The organism is Mesotoga sp. UBA5557 (assembly GCF_002425715.1).
Lineage (GTDB): Bacteria > Thermotogota > Thermotogae > Petrotogales > Kosmotogaceae > Mesotoga.
Genome location: NZ_DIMV01000020.1, coordinates 402 through 16,381 on the forward strand (window position 1 = coordinate 402; position 15,980 = coordinate 16,381).

Annotated in this window: 12 protein-coding genes; all 12 read left to right on the plus strand. The window is 46.7% G+C overall.

Annotation, left to right across the window (positions count from 1 at the left end; all coding sequences use genetic code 11):
* Positions 1–590 precede the first annotated feature (590 nt).
* The 12 genes from B3157_RS02245 to B3157_RS12845 all read left to right on the plus strand — a co-directional run bounded on the left by B3157_RS02245 (position 591) and on the right by B3157_RS12845 (position 15,300).
* Positions 591–1,412, plus strand: a complete 822-nt coding sequence (locus B3157_RS02245; RefSeq protein ID WP_214078282.1) for a hypothetical protein — start codon at positions 591–593, stop codon at positions 1,410–1,412.
* Between the two features lie 80 nt (positions 1,413–1,492).
* Positions 1,493–2,632 (plus strand): ROK family transcriptional regulator, encoded by a 1,140-nt coding sequence (locus tag B3157_RS02250; RefSeq protein WP_292588554.1) that lies wholly within the window; start codon positions 1,493–1,495, stop codon positions 2,630–2,632.
* Between the two features lie 12 nt (positions 2,633–2,644).
* Positions 2,645–3,889, plus strand: coding sequence for an ABC transporter substrate-binding protein (locus B3157_RS02255; protein WP_292588556.1), 1,245 nt, complete (start codon positions 2,645–2,647; stop codon positions 3,887–3,889).
* Between the two features lie 45 nt (positions 3,890–3,934).
* Positions 3,935–5,185 (plus strand): carbohydrate ABC transporter permease, encoded by a 1,251-nt coding sequence (locus B3157_RS02260; protein ID WP_292588558.1) that lies wholly within the window; start codon positions 3,935–3,937, stop codon positions 5,183–5,185.
* Positions 5,186–5,187: 2 nt separating this feature from the next.
* On the plus strand, positions 5,188–6,024 hold the full coding sequence (locus B3157_RS02265; protein ID WP_214078278.1) for a carbohydrate ABC transporter permease: 837 nt from the start codon (positions 5,188–5,190) through the stop codon (positions 6,022–6,024).
* 14 nt (positions 6,025–6,038) lie between these two features.
* Positions 6,039–7,139: an alkaline phosphatase gene (locus B3157_RS02270; protein WP_214078277.1), complete on the plus strand. Its 1,101-nt coding sequence runs from the start codon at positions 6,039–6,041 to the stop codon at positions 7,137–7,139.
* Between the two features lie 41 nt (positions 7,140–7,180).
* Positions 7,181–7,894 carry an endonuclease/exonuclease/phosphatase family protein gene (locus B3157_RS02275; protein WP_292588562.1) on the plus strand — a complete coding sequence of 238 codons (714 nt, stop codon included), beginning with the start codon at positions 7,181–7,183 and terminating at the stop codon, positions 7,892–7,894.
* Positions 7,891–9,000, plus strand: a complete 1,110-nt coding sequence (locus B3157_RS02280) for an alkaline phosphatase family protein (protein WP_214078275.1) — start codon at positions 7,891–7,893, stop codon at positions 8,998–9,000. The genes B3157_RS02275 and B3157_RS02280 overlap by 4 nt, the downstream gene beginning before the upstream one ends.
* A gap of 10 nt (positions 9,001–9,010) precedes the next feature.
* Positions 9,011–9,775, plus strand: a complete 765-nt coding sequence (locus tag B3157_RS02285) for a PHP domain-containing protein (protein ID WP_214078274.1) — start codon at positions 9,011–9,013, stop codon at positions 9,773–9,775.
* A gap of 21 nt (positions 9,776–9,796) precedes the next feature.
* Positions 9,797–10,807: a Gfo/Idh/MocA family protein gene (locus B3157_RS02290; RefSeq protein WP_214078273.1), complete on the plus strand. Its 1,011-nt coding sequence runs from the start codon at positions 9,797–9,799 to the stop codon at positions 10,805–10,807.
* Positions 10,808–11,785: a Gfo/Idh/MocA family protein gene (locus B3157_RS02295; protein ID WP_214078272.1), complete on the plus strand. Its 978-nt coding sequence runs from the start codon at positions 10,808–10,810 to the stop codon at positions 11,783–11,785.
* A 2,798-nt stretch (positions 11,786–14,583) separates the two neighbouring features.
* Entirely contained in the window at positions 14,584–15,300 is a 717-nt protein-coding gene (locus tag B3157_RS12845; protein ID WP_414674276.1) for a metallophosphoesterase family protein, read from the plus strand.
* Positions 15,301–15,980: the final 680 nt, after the last annotated feature.

Sequence of the window (15,980 nt, forward strand, 5' to 3'; positions counted from 1 at the left end):
TTGTTCTTAAGCGTACAGCGGATCTTCAGGGCGAGATTCCGTGCAGTTGCCCTGAACAGGTGCACATCAGGGCAGGCTCTACGGGACGACGTCATTAGGTGATTCTTCGATAGTATGTTGGCTTTCCGGAGAACGGAGAACCATCAACGGTCGACCAGTACCAATTCTCGCCTTCTCGTGAGCGCAGCGATCCTCTCGAAAGCGATCTTTCTCGATTGATCTTTTCGGTGAACGGATCCATGCTCTGGGACGTCTGACGGAGGACGTTTTTTCAAGACGTTCAGCGGCTATTCACATCCTTTATCGAGCCAAACACGCAAAGTTCTGTACTAATCAAGACTATTAAGTTTCAGTATGCAACAAAATATAGCCGCTACTTGATTGCACAATAATCGATTATTCATGGATATTTGGGCGTCTAGTTTATTCTAGATGGCTGATTCCCTCACGATGGATTTGGTTTTTCTCTTCTTCTCATATAAAGTAAGTTGTGTGCTAGTCTCACTATGAAACAAAATACTTCTCTTTGCTTATTTGATGAAGCCTACAGTTTTCGACTGAATAGTGCGCGATTCAAGGAGGTGCTTCCAATGGCAAGAACTATGTTAGTTTTGGTGGCTGTCTTATTGGTCTTCTCGTCGGCTTTCGCATTGATCGAAGCGGAGCCTCTATCTGTGAACACTTCTGGTGTGGACAGAATGCCGTGGGTCTTCGAAAACACGGTTTATTTTGCTACTCAGGGCTACAACATCTACCAGGCAACCTGGAATGACGGAAACTGCGGTGAGCCTGAACCGGTGAAGGGAGCTATAAACTCTTCTCAGAACGAGATCAGTCCATGCGTAATTAGAAACAACGATGGCGAACTCGTAATGTACTTCGGTCGATATACTGGTTCAGACAGGGATTACGATTTCTTCAGGTCGGTTTTCGATGAAGAAATGGGCGAATGGGGAGAACCCGAGGTTGTCCTGGAACTGAGCACAGAGACTCAAGACTGGAAGATATGGGTAAATGGCGATGAAACAAAGGCCTACGTCACCACAAAGGGTGCCTTTGGTGGACTAGAACCAACAGGCGTGAGAGATATCTGGGTTTCCGAGAAGGAAAACGGCAAATGGTCTACCCCGACAAGAGTAAATGAAGTCAGCTCAAGTGGCAATGAATGGTCTGTATTCGTCGACCCTGAAGGAAAGATCTGGTTTGATTCATCAAGAGACGATTCCATAGGGGGCTACGACATCTATTTCTACGATCCCTCTACGGGTGAAATTGGTCATCCCGAGATGATGATCAATTCTTTCTACGATGAAAGAAGTTTGTGGACAGATGGCACAATAATAGTGTTCTCGACTGTTGACAGACCCAATGGTATGGGCAGCTACGATCTTTTCATTGCCAAACTAGAATAGAACCTGTCTTTTTTTGCCGAGCCTGTTCATTGTCTTTGATGGTGAGCAGGCTTTGATTCCGATTTCGAGAGGTGATGGCTTTGCATAGTTTGTCCAAGGCGGAAAAGGATGTCTTTTATGAACTCTGGAGGAATGAAGGCGGATTGTCAAGAAAATCCATAGCCAAAGCAACGAATTTGAGCAAAGCTACTATTTCGCGGCTCACTCAGCAACTCATTGAAAAGGGCTTTGTTCTGGATAGCCCTCCGGTGCCGTCCACACACAAGGGAAGACCGTATTCGGTGCTGAATGTGAATAACGGAGAGTTGCTTGTCGGCGGAGTTCACATACATTCCAAAACGATGAACATAGTCTTGGGCGATTTGTCAGGCAGAGTTAAGCACGCAAGATCTCTGGATCATTCAAGATATGATGTTCTGGACAAACTGTACGAAATACCTAAGATTATTCGGAACAGCTTCGATGAGAGTATCTCTGCGGTTCTCGTTTTCAGCATCGTGACTCCGGGGATCGTGGATGAATCGACAGGCAATGTCGTGAAGAGCTTCTACACGCAGAGTGAAACGGTAAATCTTAAGAGGCTAAGCGATGAGTGGAAAACAACACTTGAGATAGAGAATGACGCTAACGCCCTGCTGGTTTCAGAAATGCTTCTGGGCTCTATTCCCTTAAGAGACGCATTATATATAGACAGGGAGTTCGGAGCTTCTCTCGTGCTTAACGGAAGGATTTTCAGAGGTCCGCATGGCGGAGCAGGAGAATTCGGCCATCTTCAGGTAGACCCTTCCGGTCCCGAATGCTGGTGCGGCAAAAAGGGCTGTGTTGCTGCCTTTTTCGATCCCAAAAACCTTCACGACAGATTCTCCGGGTTGGTGCCGAACGGAAGTCTGAAAATGGACGATCGTTCCTTCTTGCGGTTTCTCAATGAACTATATTCGGAGAACAGCAACGAAGAATACGTGAGAGCCTTTCAACAACTACTTGACAAACTTGCAGCAGCTATCGCAAATGTTGTCGACTTGCTCGGGCTTGAAACGATAGTGCTCAACAGCCGCAATCCTTTCTTCTCCGACAAAGCGGTTGATTATCTTAGAAAGAAAGTGTTCGATATGTCGCTGGGCCACACCGAGCTCGAAATGATGATTCTTAAGGTTACAGAACAGAAGCTTTTGAGAACACCCCTCGCTGTTTCAGTAGGGAGAATACTGGGAGTCTTTTAGGAGGTGCGTTTTATGAGAAAGAGAGTTATGATACTTTTTGTTGCTTCGTTGCTCTTGATTACTTCTGCAATGGCAAAAACAACTATCGTCCACTGGATGCACCATTCACCGAGCAGAGCGATGATTATCATGGAAATGGCTTCAGAGTTCATGAAGGAAAACCCCGATGTAGAAATCAAGGTTCAGACAATACCATATTCAGAGTATAAGACTAAGCTACTTGCTGCTCTGGCAGCGGGAAGTGGGCCAGATGTCGCACAGATTCCCGCCACGGCGATGGAGGAGTTCTTCGGTTATGGATTGATTCAACCAATAAATGCAAGTGTCGCCACGGCGGAAGAGATGAGAGAGAAGTGCATAGAAGCGGCCATTGACAAGCTGATTATCGACGGTCAGCTGTACGGCTTTCCGACAGATGTTCAGACAATTGTTCTCTTCTACAATCCATATCTCTTCGAACAGGCGGGTCTTGACCCGTATAGCCCTCCTCAAAACTGGACCGAACTCCTTGAGTACGCAAAACAGCTGACGATTTGGGAAGGAAACAAGATGGTTCAGTCAGGGCTGGGAATTGAAGGCTACGAACCGGTTATTGAGAGTTTCATGAGGCAGGCAGGCGCAACATTCTGGGCAAGCGATGAAGAAAAGAAAGTCGCATACGAAGATGCTCAGCTTGAAGGCCTGAAATTCTTGACTGATGCAGTGCTGAAACATGAAGTATATGTACCGGAATTTGGTTCGAGGTGGACGGGATTCAGACAGATAAAAGAAGCTATGGTGTTCGGACATGGAGCAATGGTCGGTTCTTTCCAGGTCGGCGGGCATCCCGATCTCGAATTCAGAACCGCACTCCCTCCGGCGCACCCCGAGACAGGAAGCAGAAGCTCGGTTTTGACAAGCTGGGCTCTTGTTCTCATGAGCGATTGCAGAACTCCGGAGATCGCTTCGAAGTGGCTTGCTTTTATAAGCTCGCCCGAAGCCCAGAAACTGTGGTTCAAAGATACAGGAGAACTCCCTTCTTATTATAGCGTGATCAGTGATCCCGAGTTTGCAGATGATCCTTTGTTGAGCCCGATTCTGGATTCACTGAATTATGCTGTGCCAACGTTCTCTGCCGGTTGGGGAAATCCGGCGGCTCTTCTTAGGGAAACGGCGTACAACAGCATAATCAACAAAGGGGCCGATCCTGAGGAAGCGCTCAAGAAGGCGATAAACGAAATCAACCAGTATCTCGAAGAGACCTTTGGAATATTCTGATCCTAAACCGGGGTCTAGCGGCAAGCCTGATTCGGAGGTCTTTCAATGGTAGAGCTATCAGATAATTCACTGAGTAGAATTTTAATAGCTGCAGGGTTGTTACTAATAATTCTCTCTTTCTTCCTGCCCTACGCATCGGGAGAAGTTGTGTATAGGGTTGCTGACTTCTCTTTTTGGGGTGCGTTTAACCTCCTGCCCGTCTATATTGTCCTGGTCTGCCTTTTTGCACTGTTCCTTGCGATAGGGAAGATCTCATTTCTTCTTGGAACAGCTGTCTCTTTGCTGGTGCTGAACATCACGATCATCTTCATGAGAACTGAATGGCAGGAGGTTCTAAGATCAAAGTTCTTCCTCGATTTCCTGGGCATTGCCGGTTACGGATGGTGGATCTCTTTGATCGGCAGCGTTGTGGTTCTCGTTGCCGTCGTAAGACTGATTCCGGATAAGAAGAGGGCTCCGTATCTCTTCATTCTGCCGTCCCTGTTTGGAGTCTGCTTTCTTACTTTCTTCCCGGCAATGTTCGCTTTCTTTATCTCGTTTCACAAGTGGAATATCCTCGTGCCGAACAAACCATTCGTGGGGCTTGCGAACTTCAGGAAGGCCTTTACAGACGAGTATTTTCTGAGATCGCTCTGGATAAGCTTTAAGTATGCTCTTGGCGTTATACCCGTGAAAATCGTAATTTCCTTTTTCTTTGCTCTCCTCATATACTCTATCCCGAAGTTCAAGAGCGTATTCAGAGTGATATACTTTCTTCCGGCCGTGACATCGGTTGTTGCGATAAGCGTTATCTGGACATGGATATATCATCCGTATTACGGAGTAGCGAATTATCTCATAGGACTCTTCGGGGCGGAGCCGATAAACTGGCTGGGCAATCCCGAAATAGCCATCTGGTCAGTTGTACTCGTTTCAGTCTGGAGGTCCGTTGGATACAGCATAATAATCTTCCTGGCCGGGCTGAACAACATACCTAGTATCATTCTGGAAGCCTCGGATATCGACGGAGCAACGCGTTGGCAGAAGGTCAAGAACATCATAATCCCGCTCATGAAGCCCTCTCTTGTTTTTGTGTTCATAACTTCGACGATCGGCGCGATTCAGGTTTTCACGGAGATATACATGATGACGGGAGGAAATGCAGATACGAAAACTGCTGTCTTCTACATTTGGCAGACGGGATTCAATAAGCTGCAGATGGGCTATGCTAGTTCAATGTCAATCGTTCTGTTTGCAATAATACTGGTGATTACTCTTGTTCAGATGAGGGTCACAAAGATTTTCAAGGAGGAGTGACCTTGAGATCGAAGAGGAAGAGCAACATAATTGTATATTCTATTTCATATACTCTCTTGATAGCATTTTCAATAATAATGATTATGCCCTTTGTATGGATGATCTTGTCTACATTCAAAGATCAAAGTGAGCTTATGAGATTCCCCCCTAAGTTCCTGCCTGACAGATTCACCCTAAAGAATTACGCCGAAGTATTCAGTTCCGTTCCTTTCTTGAGGTATTACTTGAACAGCATTCTAATAACTACCGTGGCGGTCACTCTCACATTGCTCACATCCAGCCTCGCCGGCTTTGCCTTTGCAAAATACAGGTTCAGAGGAAGAAACTCGATTTTCAAGACTCTGCTCGGCGCGATGATGATTCCTTTTCCTGTTACCATAATCCCGCTGTATATCATGATCTACAATCTGGGGCTCGTAGACACCTACTTGGCTCTGATTATAACGGGTTCAGTAAGCATCTTCGGCGTATTTCTCATGAGGCAATTCATTGTCACTATTCCCGACGACTTGATAGATGCGGCCAGGATAGACGGATGCTCCGAGTTTCAGATCTTTAGAATCATCGTGATTCCAAACATAAGAGCACCACTGTCTGCGCTGGCGATCTTCTCTTTTATGGCGACCTGGAACGCTTTCCTGTGGCCTCTTCTGGTTGTTAACAACGATGAACACAGGACTGTTCAACTCGGAGTACAGTATTTCACCCAGCGTTACGGGGATTTGATGCACCTTCAGATCACGGCCGCCGCAATGGCCGTTATACCGATAGTGGTGTTGTATCTCATATTGCAGAAGCAATTCATCGAGGGTATTACGATGACTGGTTTGAAGGGCTAGTAAGGGGTGGTAATATGAAAAAGCTCTCGACTCTCTTTATGCTTTTAGTATTCTTTTCTTCTGTTTTTCTCTCGCTGGAAAGCAGTAGACCTGAGAATATCGTCATCCTGATTTGTGACGGGATGGGTTTTAACCATCTATACATATCGGAACTGGTAACTGGAGAAGTCATGGGAAGCCACAATCCCGTAGTCAGTATCGGCAGAAATGAGGCTCTAGATAATCTTGTAACCGACTCGGCTGCCGCCGCAACCGCGTTTTTTTCCGGTGTGAAGACACTGACGGGGTATCTTGGCATGAATGCATTAGGAGAAGAAGTGAAGACGCTGGCGGATATCCTGAAAGACAAGGGTTGGTGGCTCGGCCTGGTTACAAACACACGTTACTACGACGCCACTCCGGCAGCCCTTTACGCTCATGAGCAAAGGAAGGAAACGGATGTAATTACAGACTTTCTAATGGAAAGTTCCCTCGATTTGTTCTTTGCCGGTGGTCTTGAAGAGCTGGGAATCAATCCCTTTACCCAGAAACCGACGCCAAGAAGCAGAATACACGAACTCATAGACAGCGGCTACAGGGTTCTTGGACTGAATTTCGAGGAGATTGGATCTCCGGATTCCGAAATGTTGAAGGGAACCGTTGCCCTTGTAACCATGGGAGACAAAAGCTTTGAGAATGAATTGATTCCCGGTGAGCCCACTCTCTTGGAAATGGTCGAAAGGGCTTTAGCTGTATTCATGCAGGAAGAGAGAAACAAGCTACTCGTCATTGAGGCCGGCAGAATTGACGATGCTTCTCATGTCAACGATTCAGAGGCCGTGCTGGCCGAACTGGCTGCCTTCAGGGACGTACTCTCTTATTTGCTTTCACAGCTCTCTTTGGAAAGCGATCTATTGATCGTGCTTTCAGACCACGAGACCGGAGGAGTCGCGGTGCCTTATGGCAAACCCGATGGTGACTTTTCCTTGAGCTGGTCGAGTAACGACCACACTGCTGCCTATGTGCCTATAATTGCCTACGGCAAAGGATCGCATGTCTTCACGGGATTTTACCATTTGAAGGAGATTCCTCGAAAGATCTGCGGACTATTGGATGTGATTATATGCGCAGAATAGTTTTTTGCTTTTTGTTTTCAATATTCCTTGGAGGGACTCTGATGGGAACATCTCTGACTGTCATGACCTACAACATAAGGCACGGAATGGGAATAGACGGTGTCCTGGATTTTTCCAGAGTTGTCGAGACCATAAGGGAAGTAGATCCAGATATTCTTCTTCTCAATGAAGTCGATCAGGAAAATCCGAGGAGCGCAGGACTGAGACAGGCAGAGATTATTGCCAAGGAACTCAACATGAGCTACTTCTTCAGTCTGGCGGAGGGCAGGAGCAACTACGGCAACGCTGTTCTCAGTAAATTCCCGATAACGGCCGAATTTGGTTTTGTGCTCCCGAGACCAGAATGGATGCTTGCCGTGGATAGAGGTTGTTCCGCAATCGTCACAGAGATCGAGGGCCGGGAAGTCCTGGTGATGGGCACGCATCTCGGTCTCGGCGGGATCTTGGAAATCCAGACGGAACTCAGAAAGATTCTCGAGGTGTATCTTGAGCACGAAGAGATTCCGGCGATTATTGCCGGCGATCTCAACGCCGAGTGGTATGATCTGCAGTACGGTGTCCCCGAGTTTTTCGACCACTTCAATTCGGTGAATCATGCGCTTGACAAGAGTCTTCATACGATACCGGCAGATAGACCGGGCCGGCAGATTGATTATATCTTCGTGAATCACTATTTCGAGATCGTCGATGCATTCACTGTAGCTTCATACGCTTCGGATCATCTGCCCGTCGTTTCGAGGCTGGTCCTGAAATGAAGAATATCCCTCTCCTCTTCGTTACTATCGATTCGCTTGGTCCGGAGGTGTTGAAGAAGGCCAGGACTCCTTTCCTGGATACTGTTGCCAAGACTGGTTCCGTGGTGAGGAATATGAGATCGTGTTTTCCTACACTTACCACACCCATGATGAGCACCATATTGACGGGTGTATATCCCGAAAAACACGGCATATACTCCAACACTATCCTGAACAGAGAAGAGATGAGAGTGGAGGGTAGACTCAGAGATCTCAAAAGAGCGCCAATAACCGACTGTTTATACGAAAACAACTACACCATCCTCTCGATACAGCATTTCATGCTTCAGGGAAGAAAGGGAGTGAAGCATGTCCAGGTTGACGGAAACAGAAGCAATGCAATACGGAAGGCGCTAACAAAGGAGAGTAAAGAAAAGAAGTATGACGCTATCTTCTGCCTCTATCAGTCTCTGGATAGTGCGGGGCATAGATACGGACCTCTTCACCACAAGACGATAAGAGAATTGGAAGAGATAGATGGCGAGTTGAAGCTTTTAGCCGACTTTCTTGAAGAGACATTTGGAGAATTCGTTATAGTCATTAGTTCCGATCACTCCATGTCATTGGCCGAAAATCCTACGGATCTTGATCTAGGTGAAGTTATTGCCAGGATCGGTCTCGAAGCCGAACTTGGTAAGGAAGGAAAGAGGGTTTCTAAAGAGACTGACATTCTTATGCTCAAATACCCAACCGTAAACATCTACACTCTGACGGAAAAAGCAATGAATAGGACAGCTCTGCTCGTGGATGCTCTGAGGAAAATCAGCGTAACAGATAGAATCTATACAAAAGAAGAAATGAAGAAGTTGCACAACCCCGAGTATGCTGACGTCGCCTTCTGTTTGAAAAGAGGATATTCAAACTCATTGAAGTCGAGAAGGCCCGGGTCTTTTTTCGGATATCACGGAACTTTCCACGAGGAGCCCTCCGTGTTCATGTTTAGAGATATTCACAAGACAAAGAACTGCGTAGAGAGAGGTACTCTAGTCGACATTACGCCAACAACTCTCGATTTACTTAACATAAAATCATCTGTCGATTTCGATGGAATTTCACTGAAGAAATGAGGTTTGAAAATTGAATCTGACAAAACTTGATTATCATCTGCACACAAGCTATTCAGACGGAGAGATGACTTTTTCTCGGCTTCTTGAAGCTTTGGAAGGCAATGTAAGTGTATGTGGCGTGACTGATCACTTTGAGTTAAACCATCCATCCAGCATAGAATTCACAAAAGACTATCTTGAGGCCTTCGGAGCATTCAAAGAAAGCGCCAGGAGGCTCGGCATCTCCGCTCATCTCGGTGTGGAAACCGGGCTCGGGAAGAGCGGCATACTACTCCCTTTTATGATGGGCGAAATAGAGTACATCATTGCGAGTCTTCACAGAGTTCCGCTAGAGGGAACAAACAGTGAAGATTACTGGCAAGCTTACAAAGGTATCATTGCCGAAAATGCACGAAGAGGAGGCTTTCAGATTCTTGGGCACGTCGAGGGCTATCTCCCGCTTCTACCTCTTCTTGATCACGATCCGGGATTCGACAAGAAGAGGGAGATTGAGCGGCAGATCATTCACAAGTACTTCACGTCTGACTGGTACTCGCGATTGGCAAAGGATCTCGAGGCAAACGATATTGCACTCGAAATACATGAGCCATCAAAAACGCCGCGATTAGAAGTTCTGGATATTATGAAACGATCCGGAGTTGCTTTCTCCTACGGAACAGATTCCCACATACCTGAGCAGGTTTCCAAGAGGGGCTATCTGAAAAGAGTCATCCAGGAACTCGATCTGAAGGAAAGTGATTTTCTCGATATCGAGACGATTAACTTGAAAATATAGAGTATTTCGGGAGGAACTTGTATGACAAACGTTGGAATTATCGGTTGTGGAATGATGGGAAAGGTTCATTCCATTGCGTACAGCAGCTTGCAAGACGTCAATGTGAAAGCAGTAGCGAGTCTCTCAAGGGAACAGACTCTGGAATGCGCAAGACTCACCTCTTCAAAAGCATCCACTGTAGAGGAGATACTCACCGATGACGAAATAGAAGTAGTCAGTATCTGTACACCTACGGATACACACAGGGATCTTGTGGTGGAAGCGGCAAGAAACAGGAAGCATGTCCTCTGCGAAAAACCAATAGCCCGTACTCTCAAAGACGCTCTAGAAATGGTTGAGGTTTGCAAGCAAAACGGCGTTCTGCTGGGTGTGAATCATGTAGTGAGATTCTTTGACTCTTACTCTAGGGCAAAGAGCCTTATGGAAGACGGAGCTATAGGCACGGTGGTCATGGCAAGGATGTATCGCGGTGGTGTCTTTCCAAAGCACGGCTGGAACAATTGGTTCGACGAACTCGCTAGAAGCGGCGGAGTTCTTCTTGATCTTTCCATTCACGACTTCGACTTCTTGAGAACGGTCCTGGGAGAAGTAGAATCCATAACAGCAAGAAGCGTGAAAAACACTCCTTCTCATCCAGGCAGAAACAGAGACCATGCCATAGCTGTCGTCAAATTCACAAACGGTTCGCTGGCTCATGTCGAGGGCAGCTGGGCCGAGCCGGAAAACGCTCCTTCGAAATTCACAACTTCTTTCGAATTCGTGGGTAGAGATGGAATGATAACCTACGACAGCGATGAGGATTTCACTATTAGGGTGCAGACTGTGTCTAAGGATCTCCCGTCTTTCTCAAAGAGCACCCCCACAGCCAATGATCCTTATGGATTACACATACAGAAGTTCATAGAAGCGGTCAGAGAAGAAAGAAAGGTTCCCGTGGATGGTATTGAAGCTATTGAGGCGTTGAAGATCTCGCTGGCCGCCAACCGATCTGCAGAAAGCGGGAGACCTGTGAAGCTCCTGGAGGTGGTGTAGGTGTTCAGGATTGGAGTTCTTGGAATAGCCCACACGCACGGATACAGCTATATAAGGCAGATTCAGTCTCTCTCAGAAACAAGCATTACGGGTGTATTTGATCACGATTCTTCTAGAAGCGCAAAGACCTCGAATCTCTTGGGCATAGAACGCTTTGACGATCCTCTGAAGCTAATTGAAAACTCCGATGGGGTCGTAGTTACTTCCGAAAACTCATTCCATAAGCAATATGCGGAGCTTGCCATGAACAACGGCAAACACGTTCTGTGTGAAAAACCAATTGCTACAACTGAAGAAGATGCACGATCGATGCTGCAGACGGCGAGAGAAAACAACGTTGTCTTTCAGATGGCCTTTCCCGTAAGATACGCTCCATCGATTCAGCAGGCAAAGAAGGAAATCGAAACCGGCAGACTCGGCAGAATCCTCTCGGTCTCGGCTACAAATCATGGAAGAATGCCCGGAGGATGGTTCGTAGATGAGAAGCTTTCCGGCGGAGGGGCGGTTATGGATCATACCGTTCACGTTGTGGATATTATCCGCTGGCTACTAGATGTTGAGATCGTCGAGGTATCGGCCGAATACGGCAGACTCATTTACGACATCCCAGTTGAAGACTGTGGCCTCCTCCTGCTAGGTCTTTCTAACGATTCCTTCATGAGTCTCGACTGCAGCTGGTCAAGACCTGAAGCCTATCCTTACTGGGGAGATGTCACTCTCAATCTTGTCGGTACAAACGGTTCGCTCAAGATAAGCGCCTTTGATGCGAAGCTGAGAGTCTTCTCAAACAATAGAGGAGTCTTCTGGGAGAATTTCGGAGACAGTTTCGACAAAGCGCTGGTTAAGGAATTCGTTGATTCTGTAGTCGAGAAAAGAGAGCCTTTGACCTCAGGAGAAGATGGACTTGAAGCTCTAAGAGTTGCTCTAGCAGCATATGAAAGTGGAAGAACACATGAACCTATTCAAGTTAATCATTAGCAGCTCCCCATTATGAAAGACGACTAAAGGTGGTGAAAACTTTGAAAGGTAAACGAACATTGCTCGTTTTGGCAATCGCACTCATGAGCATCATGACTTTTGGTCAGATAGAAGTGCAGATGTTGCCATTTTGCTCGAGTGGAATAGAGAGGATGCCGTGGCTTCACGACGGCATTCTATATTTCGTAGGGACAAACTACGATATCTACTACACAACGCTTGAAAACGGAGAATGGGCTGAACCACAGTGGCTTCCGGGCGATATCAATACATCGGAGTACGAGATCAATCCCTGTGTTATTGAAAATGAAGGAGTGTTGGTTATGTATTTTGGTAGATACTCGGCCGATACTGACTATGATTTCTACAGATCGGTATTCGATGAAGAGAAGGGTGGCTGGGAAGAAGGAACTCTAATTGCTGAACTCAGCACGGGTGTAAAAGAGTGGGATATCTGGGTGAACTCAGACGAGACTATCGCATATTTCACGTCGGGAGGCACCTTCAACGGAAAGGAGCCTATCGGAGGAAGAGATATTTGGAGATCTGAATCAATCGACGGGAAATGGTCATCGCCAGAGAATCTCAGCTTTCTTAACACCGGCGGCGATGAATGGTCGGTATTCCTTGCTCCTGATGGTTCTATATGGTTTGATTCGGCAAGAGATGACTCAATCGGAGGATATGATGTTTATCGCTGGGACCCTTACACCAGGAGTATCGAGCACCCCGGAGAGCAAATGAATACATTTCTCGACGAAAGAAGTCTGTGGACCGATGGACAGATACTGTATTTTTCGGGATTGAACAGACCTGATGGTGCAGGGAGCTACGACATCTTCACATTATTATCTCCTCAAGAAAGGCAAGTGGAAAAAGAAGCTATTGCCGAAAGCGCAGACCCGATAACCGTTACTATCAATGATATTCGACAGAGATCCGAAGGTAGGTACTTGTTTCTAGACAACATCGTTGAGGTTGAAGGGGTAGCAATGGTTAGTTCAGGCCTCTGGCACGACTCGGCGAACTACTTCGCCCTAACAGACAAGAGCGCAGGAATTCTAATCTATGCTCAAGGTTTTAAGGAGTTGCTCGTAGAAAAAGGTGATCTTGTACGAGTAAAGGGAACACTCACCACGGTCGGCTATACAACAGATGTAAACAGCCTTGTCATAAGACCGGCCTCTCCTGATGATATTGAGATAATCAGAAAAGGAGAGACATTGCCGGATCCTGCGATCATATTTACAGATTCTGCAAAGAGCCAGCTTAGAAATCTCGAAGGTTCGTTGGTGATGATTTTCGGGAAGATAAGCGCCTACGACAATGAAACAATCACCAGGGGATTCTGGTTGACTGGACCGTCAGACCGTGATTTCGACAGCGTATCTTCTGGAATGAGAGTGAAGTTCTATGACTATGCCGGCATAGACATATCTGCTCTTGGCGATGGAAGCTTCGTTGCAGTACAGGGAGTCCTGATCCAGGATAATGAAGGGGAGTTCTATGTCAGACCCACCATTAACGAAGATATTCGTGAACAGACAGAAAACAGGATCTTGTTCTTAACTACAATTGCAAGAAAGGACCTACTCACTCCGACAGAGGAAGAACCTGAAACCACAAAGAAAGAAGAGTCGAGAGATCTCGTACTTCCTGAGAACGTGGAAGCCATCACTTGGCTGCTATCGTCCGATAATGATTTCCTTTCGTCGAGGATTTCGGGCGCCTCGAACGGAAAAGAAGTCTTCGCTTGTCTGTACAAGGAAAAGGGAACAAGAACCAAAAACTATCCGCCTGCAATCTATGAACTCTTTCAGGGAAACGTGTCAAGCAAGATACCCTTCCCTGGGGAAGCTGAATTCCCTTACCTCAAGGACAATGTGCTGCTCTTTGCAGGAAGAATCCTGCCTGATGATCAAAACGCTGACTGGAAGATATATTCATATGACACAGCAACCAAAGAAATCAAGACTCTGACATCGGAGTCATATGACCAGATTGAACCCGTAATCTCTCCCAAGAAGGACTTCTTGCTTTACTCGGAAAGAAGAGATGGCAAATGGTTTGTTGTGAAACAGGATTTGTCGTCCGGTGAGAAGACGACTGTCGCTGAGGATGCGAGGTCACCTACATTATCCCCTACAGGTAACGATCTTGCCTTCCAGCACTGGAACGGAAAAGACTGGGACATAGTTACTTTCAATATGAGAACCGGTAAGACAACTGGAATTCTCAGCAGTTCATTCAACGAATTCTCTCCAGTATGGTCGCCCCATGGTACAAAGCTTTTATTTGTTGCCGATTACAGAGGAGAAGTCGAAGTCTTCATCATGGATCTCTTCGACTATACGATTACTGCTGCAACGAAGGATATTTTCTTGACCACGAATCCATTCTGGCTCGATGAAAGCACACTGGGTTTCACAATGAAGACAAATCTCGGATGGAATATCGTTAAGACAAGCACCTCGCTGAAGGAAAAGCCTTCATCTGAGAGCATTTCTGCTGAAGAGAAATTCATCGTATCTCCGCGATTCGCTTTCCCATATCTCAGTGATAATCGCATTCTTGAGGTAATAACAAAGGAAGGTTATTCACAGCAAAGAGCAAGACTAATGGGCAGAACGGGAAACGCATATGAATTATCGCAGATCGCTGAACACACGTACGTAATTCCAGATCGAATTCCTGAAGGTCTTTATTCCCTCGAGGTTCTTGCAGCGAGTTCCGGGGTAGTTTACAGGCAGCTGGAAGAAAATGCTGTCAGAGTAGGGTCTCTTGATGAATCCTTTACCATCGTCCATCTTACCGATCCACATCTCGACCTGCTAAGCAAGCCGGAGAATATGCTCCTGTTCGAGAGACTGCTGAACGAGATCAGGGCAGAGAGCCCCGATCTCATGCTGATAACAGGCGATCTTTCCAGTTCCGCCCTTGCTTACACAACTGACTGGGAATTCATAAAGAAGAAGACTATTGAATATTGTGATTTTCCCGTGTTTATTGTTCCGGGTAATCACGATACACAAAGATCAGGCAGGACAAATGGGATGGAATTGTGGGAAGAGGTATTTGGGCCTTGTTACTACAGCTTCGAGTGGGGTTCATGGCACTTCTTGGGCCTAAATACGGCCGATTCAGAGTATGGATTTGTGAGCGGAGTAGTGTCTGAAGAACAAATGGAATGGATAACAGAAGAATTGAAGAGAATAGGAAGCGAGAAAATCATACTCTTCGGCCATCACAACTTCTACGATGACAGATGGATCTTTTTTGAGGAGACTGAACAGAGACGAGAGCTGCTTGATCTCTTCACTAGGAGCAACGTAGCATTGGCTCTTTTTGGTCATAGACATAGCGATGCGATCGATTATTCACTTAACACTCTTTCACTTACCACGAAGAGGGCAGTGGAAACTGACGGCACACTGGCATACAGAAGAATAGTTGTAGAAGAAGGACTAATCATCGAACTTGTAGAAGTCGAGCCGAAGGGCTCGTCGATTTTCTAGCAGCTGCAAGTACTACAAGATGTAACTGAAAAGAATGAACGGTTATCCGTAATCGCTTAACCATTCTCCGACGGAGCGAAAGCGAACCTAGAAAGCGAGAAGACGCTTTGTGAAGCTTCGCTTCGAGAAAGACCATATTCGAGACTACGAAGAACAAGGAAACCAGATCCCGTGCAATTGCATCACGGGATGACCCCAAAGAGGAGCCCTGAACAGGAACTTTTCAGGGCGGCTCGACAAAATAGCAACAAAATAGCAAAATAGGGACTCCATTTTTGGGAACAAGAACAGTTCCTCGTTCCGACGCTTAGCGTCCAGGTTCTCTCTCCTAGAACCGGGTCTAGGGTATGGGGTCTAGGGTCTCGTAAGAGCATTGAGAGCCGTCCTTCGACCTTCGTCCAGGAGCGTGGACCCGTCCTAGGAAGAGCGGGAAGAGGAGAGAGGAAGAGAGAGAAAGAGACAGAAGGCTGAGTTCTCGTCTTCTCGTGAGCGAAGCAAACGCTTCGACATTGCTCTTTCTCGATCGGATGGTCTTAGCGGTGAACGGGTACTTGTGCTTGGACGGCTGACGGAGGACCGCTCTTCCAGCGATCAGCGGGTTCACCGTTTTTAAGCGTGCAGCGGATCTTCAGGGCGAGATCCCATGCAGGTGCATCACGGGATGACCTTGAACAAAACCA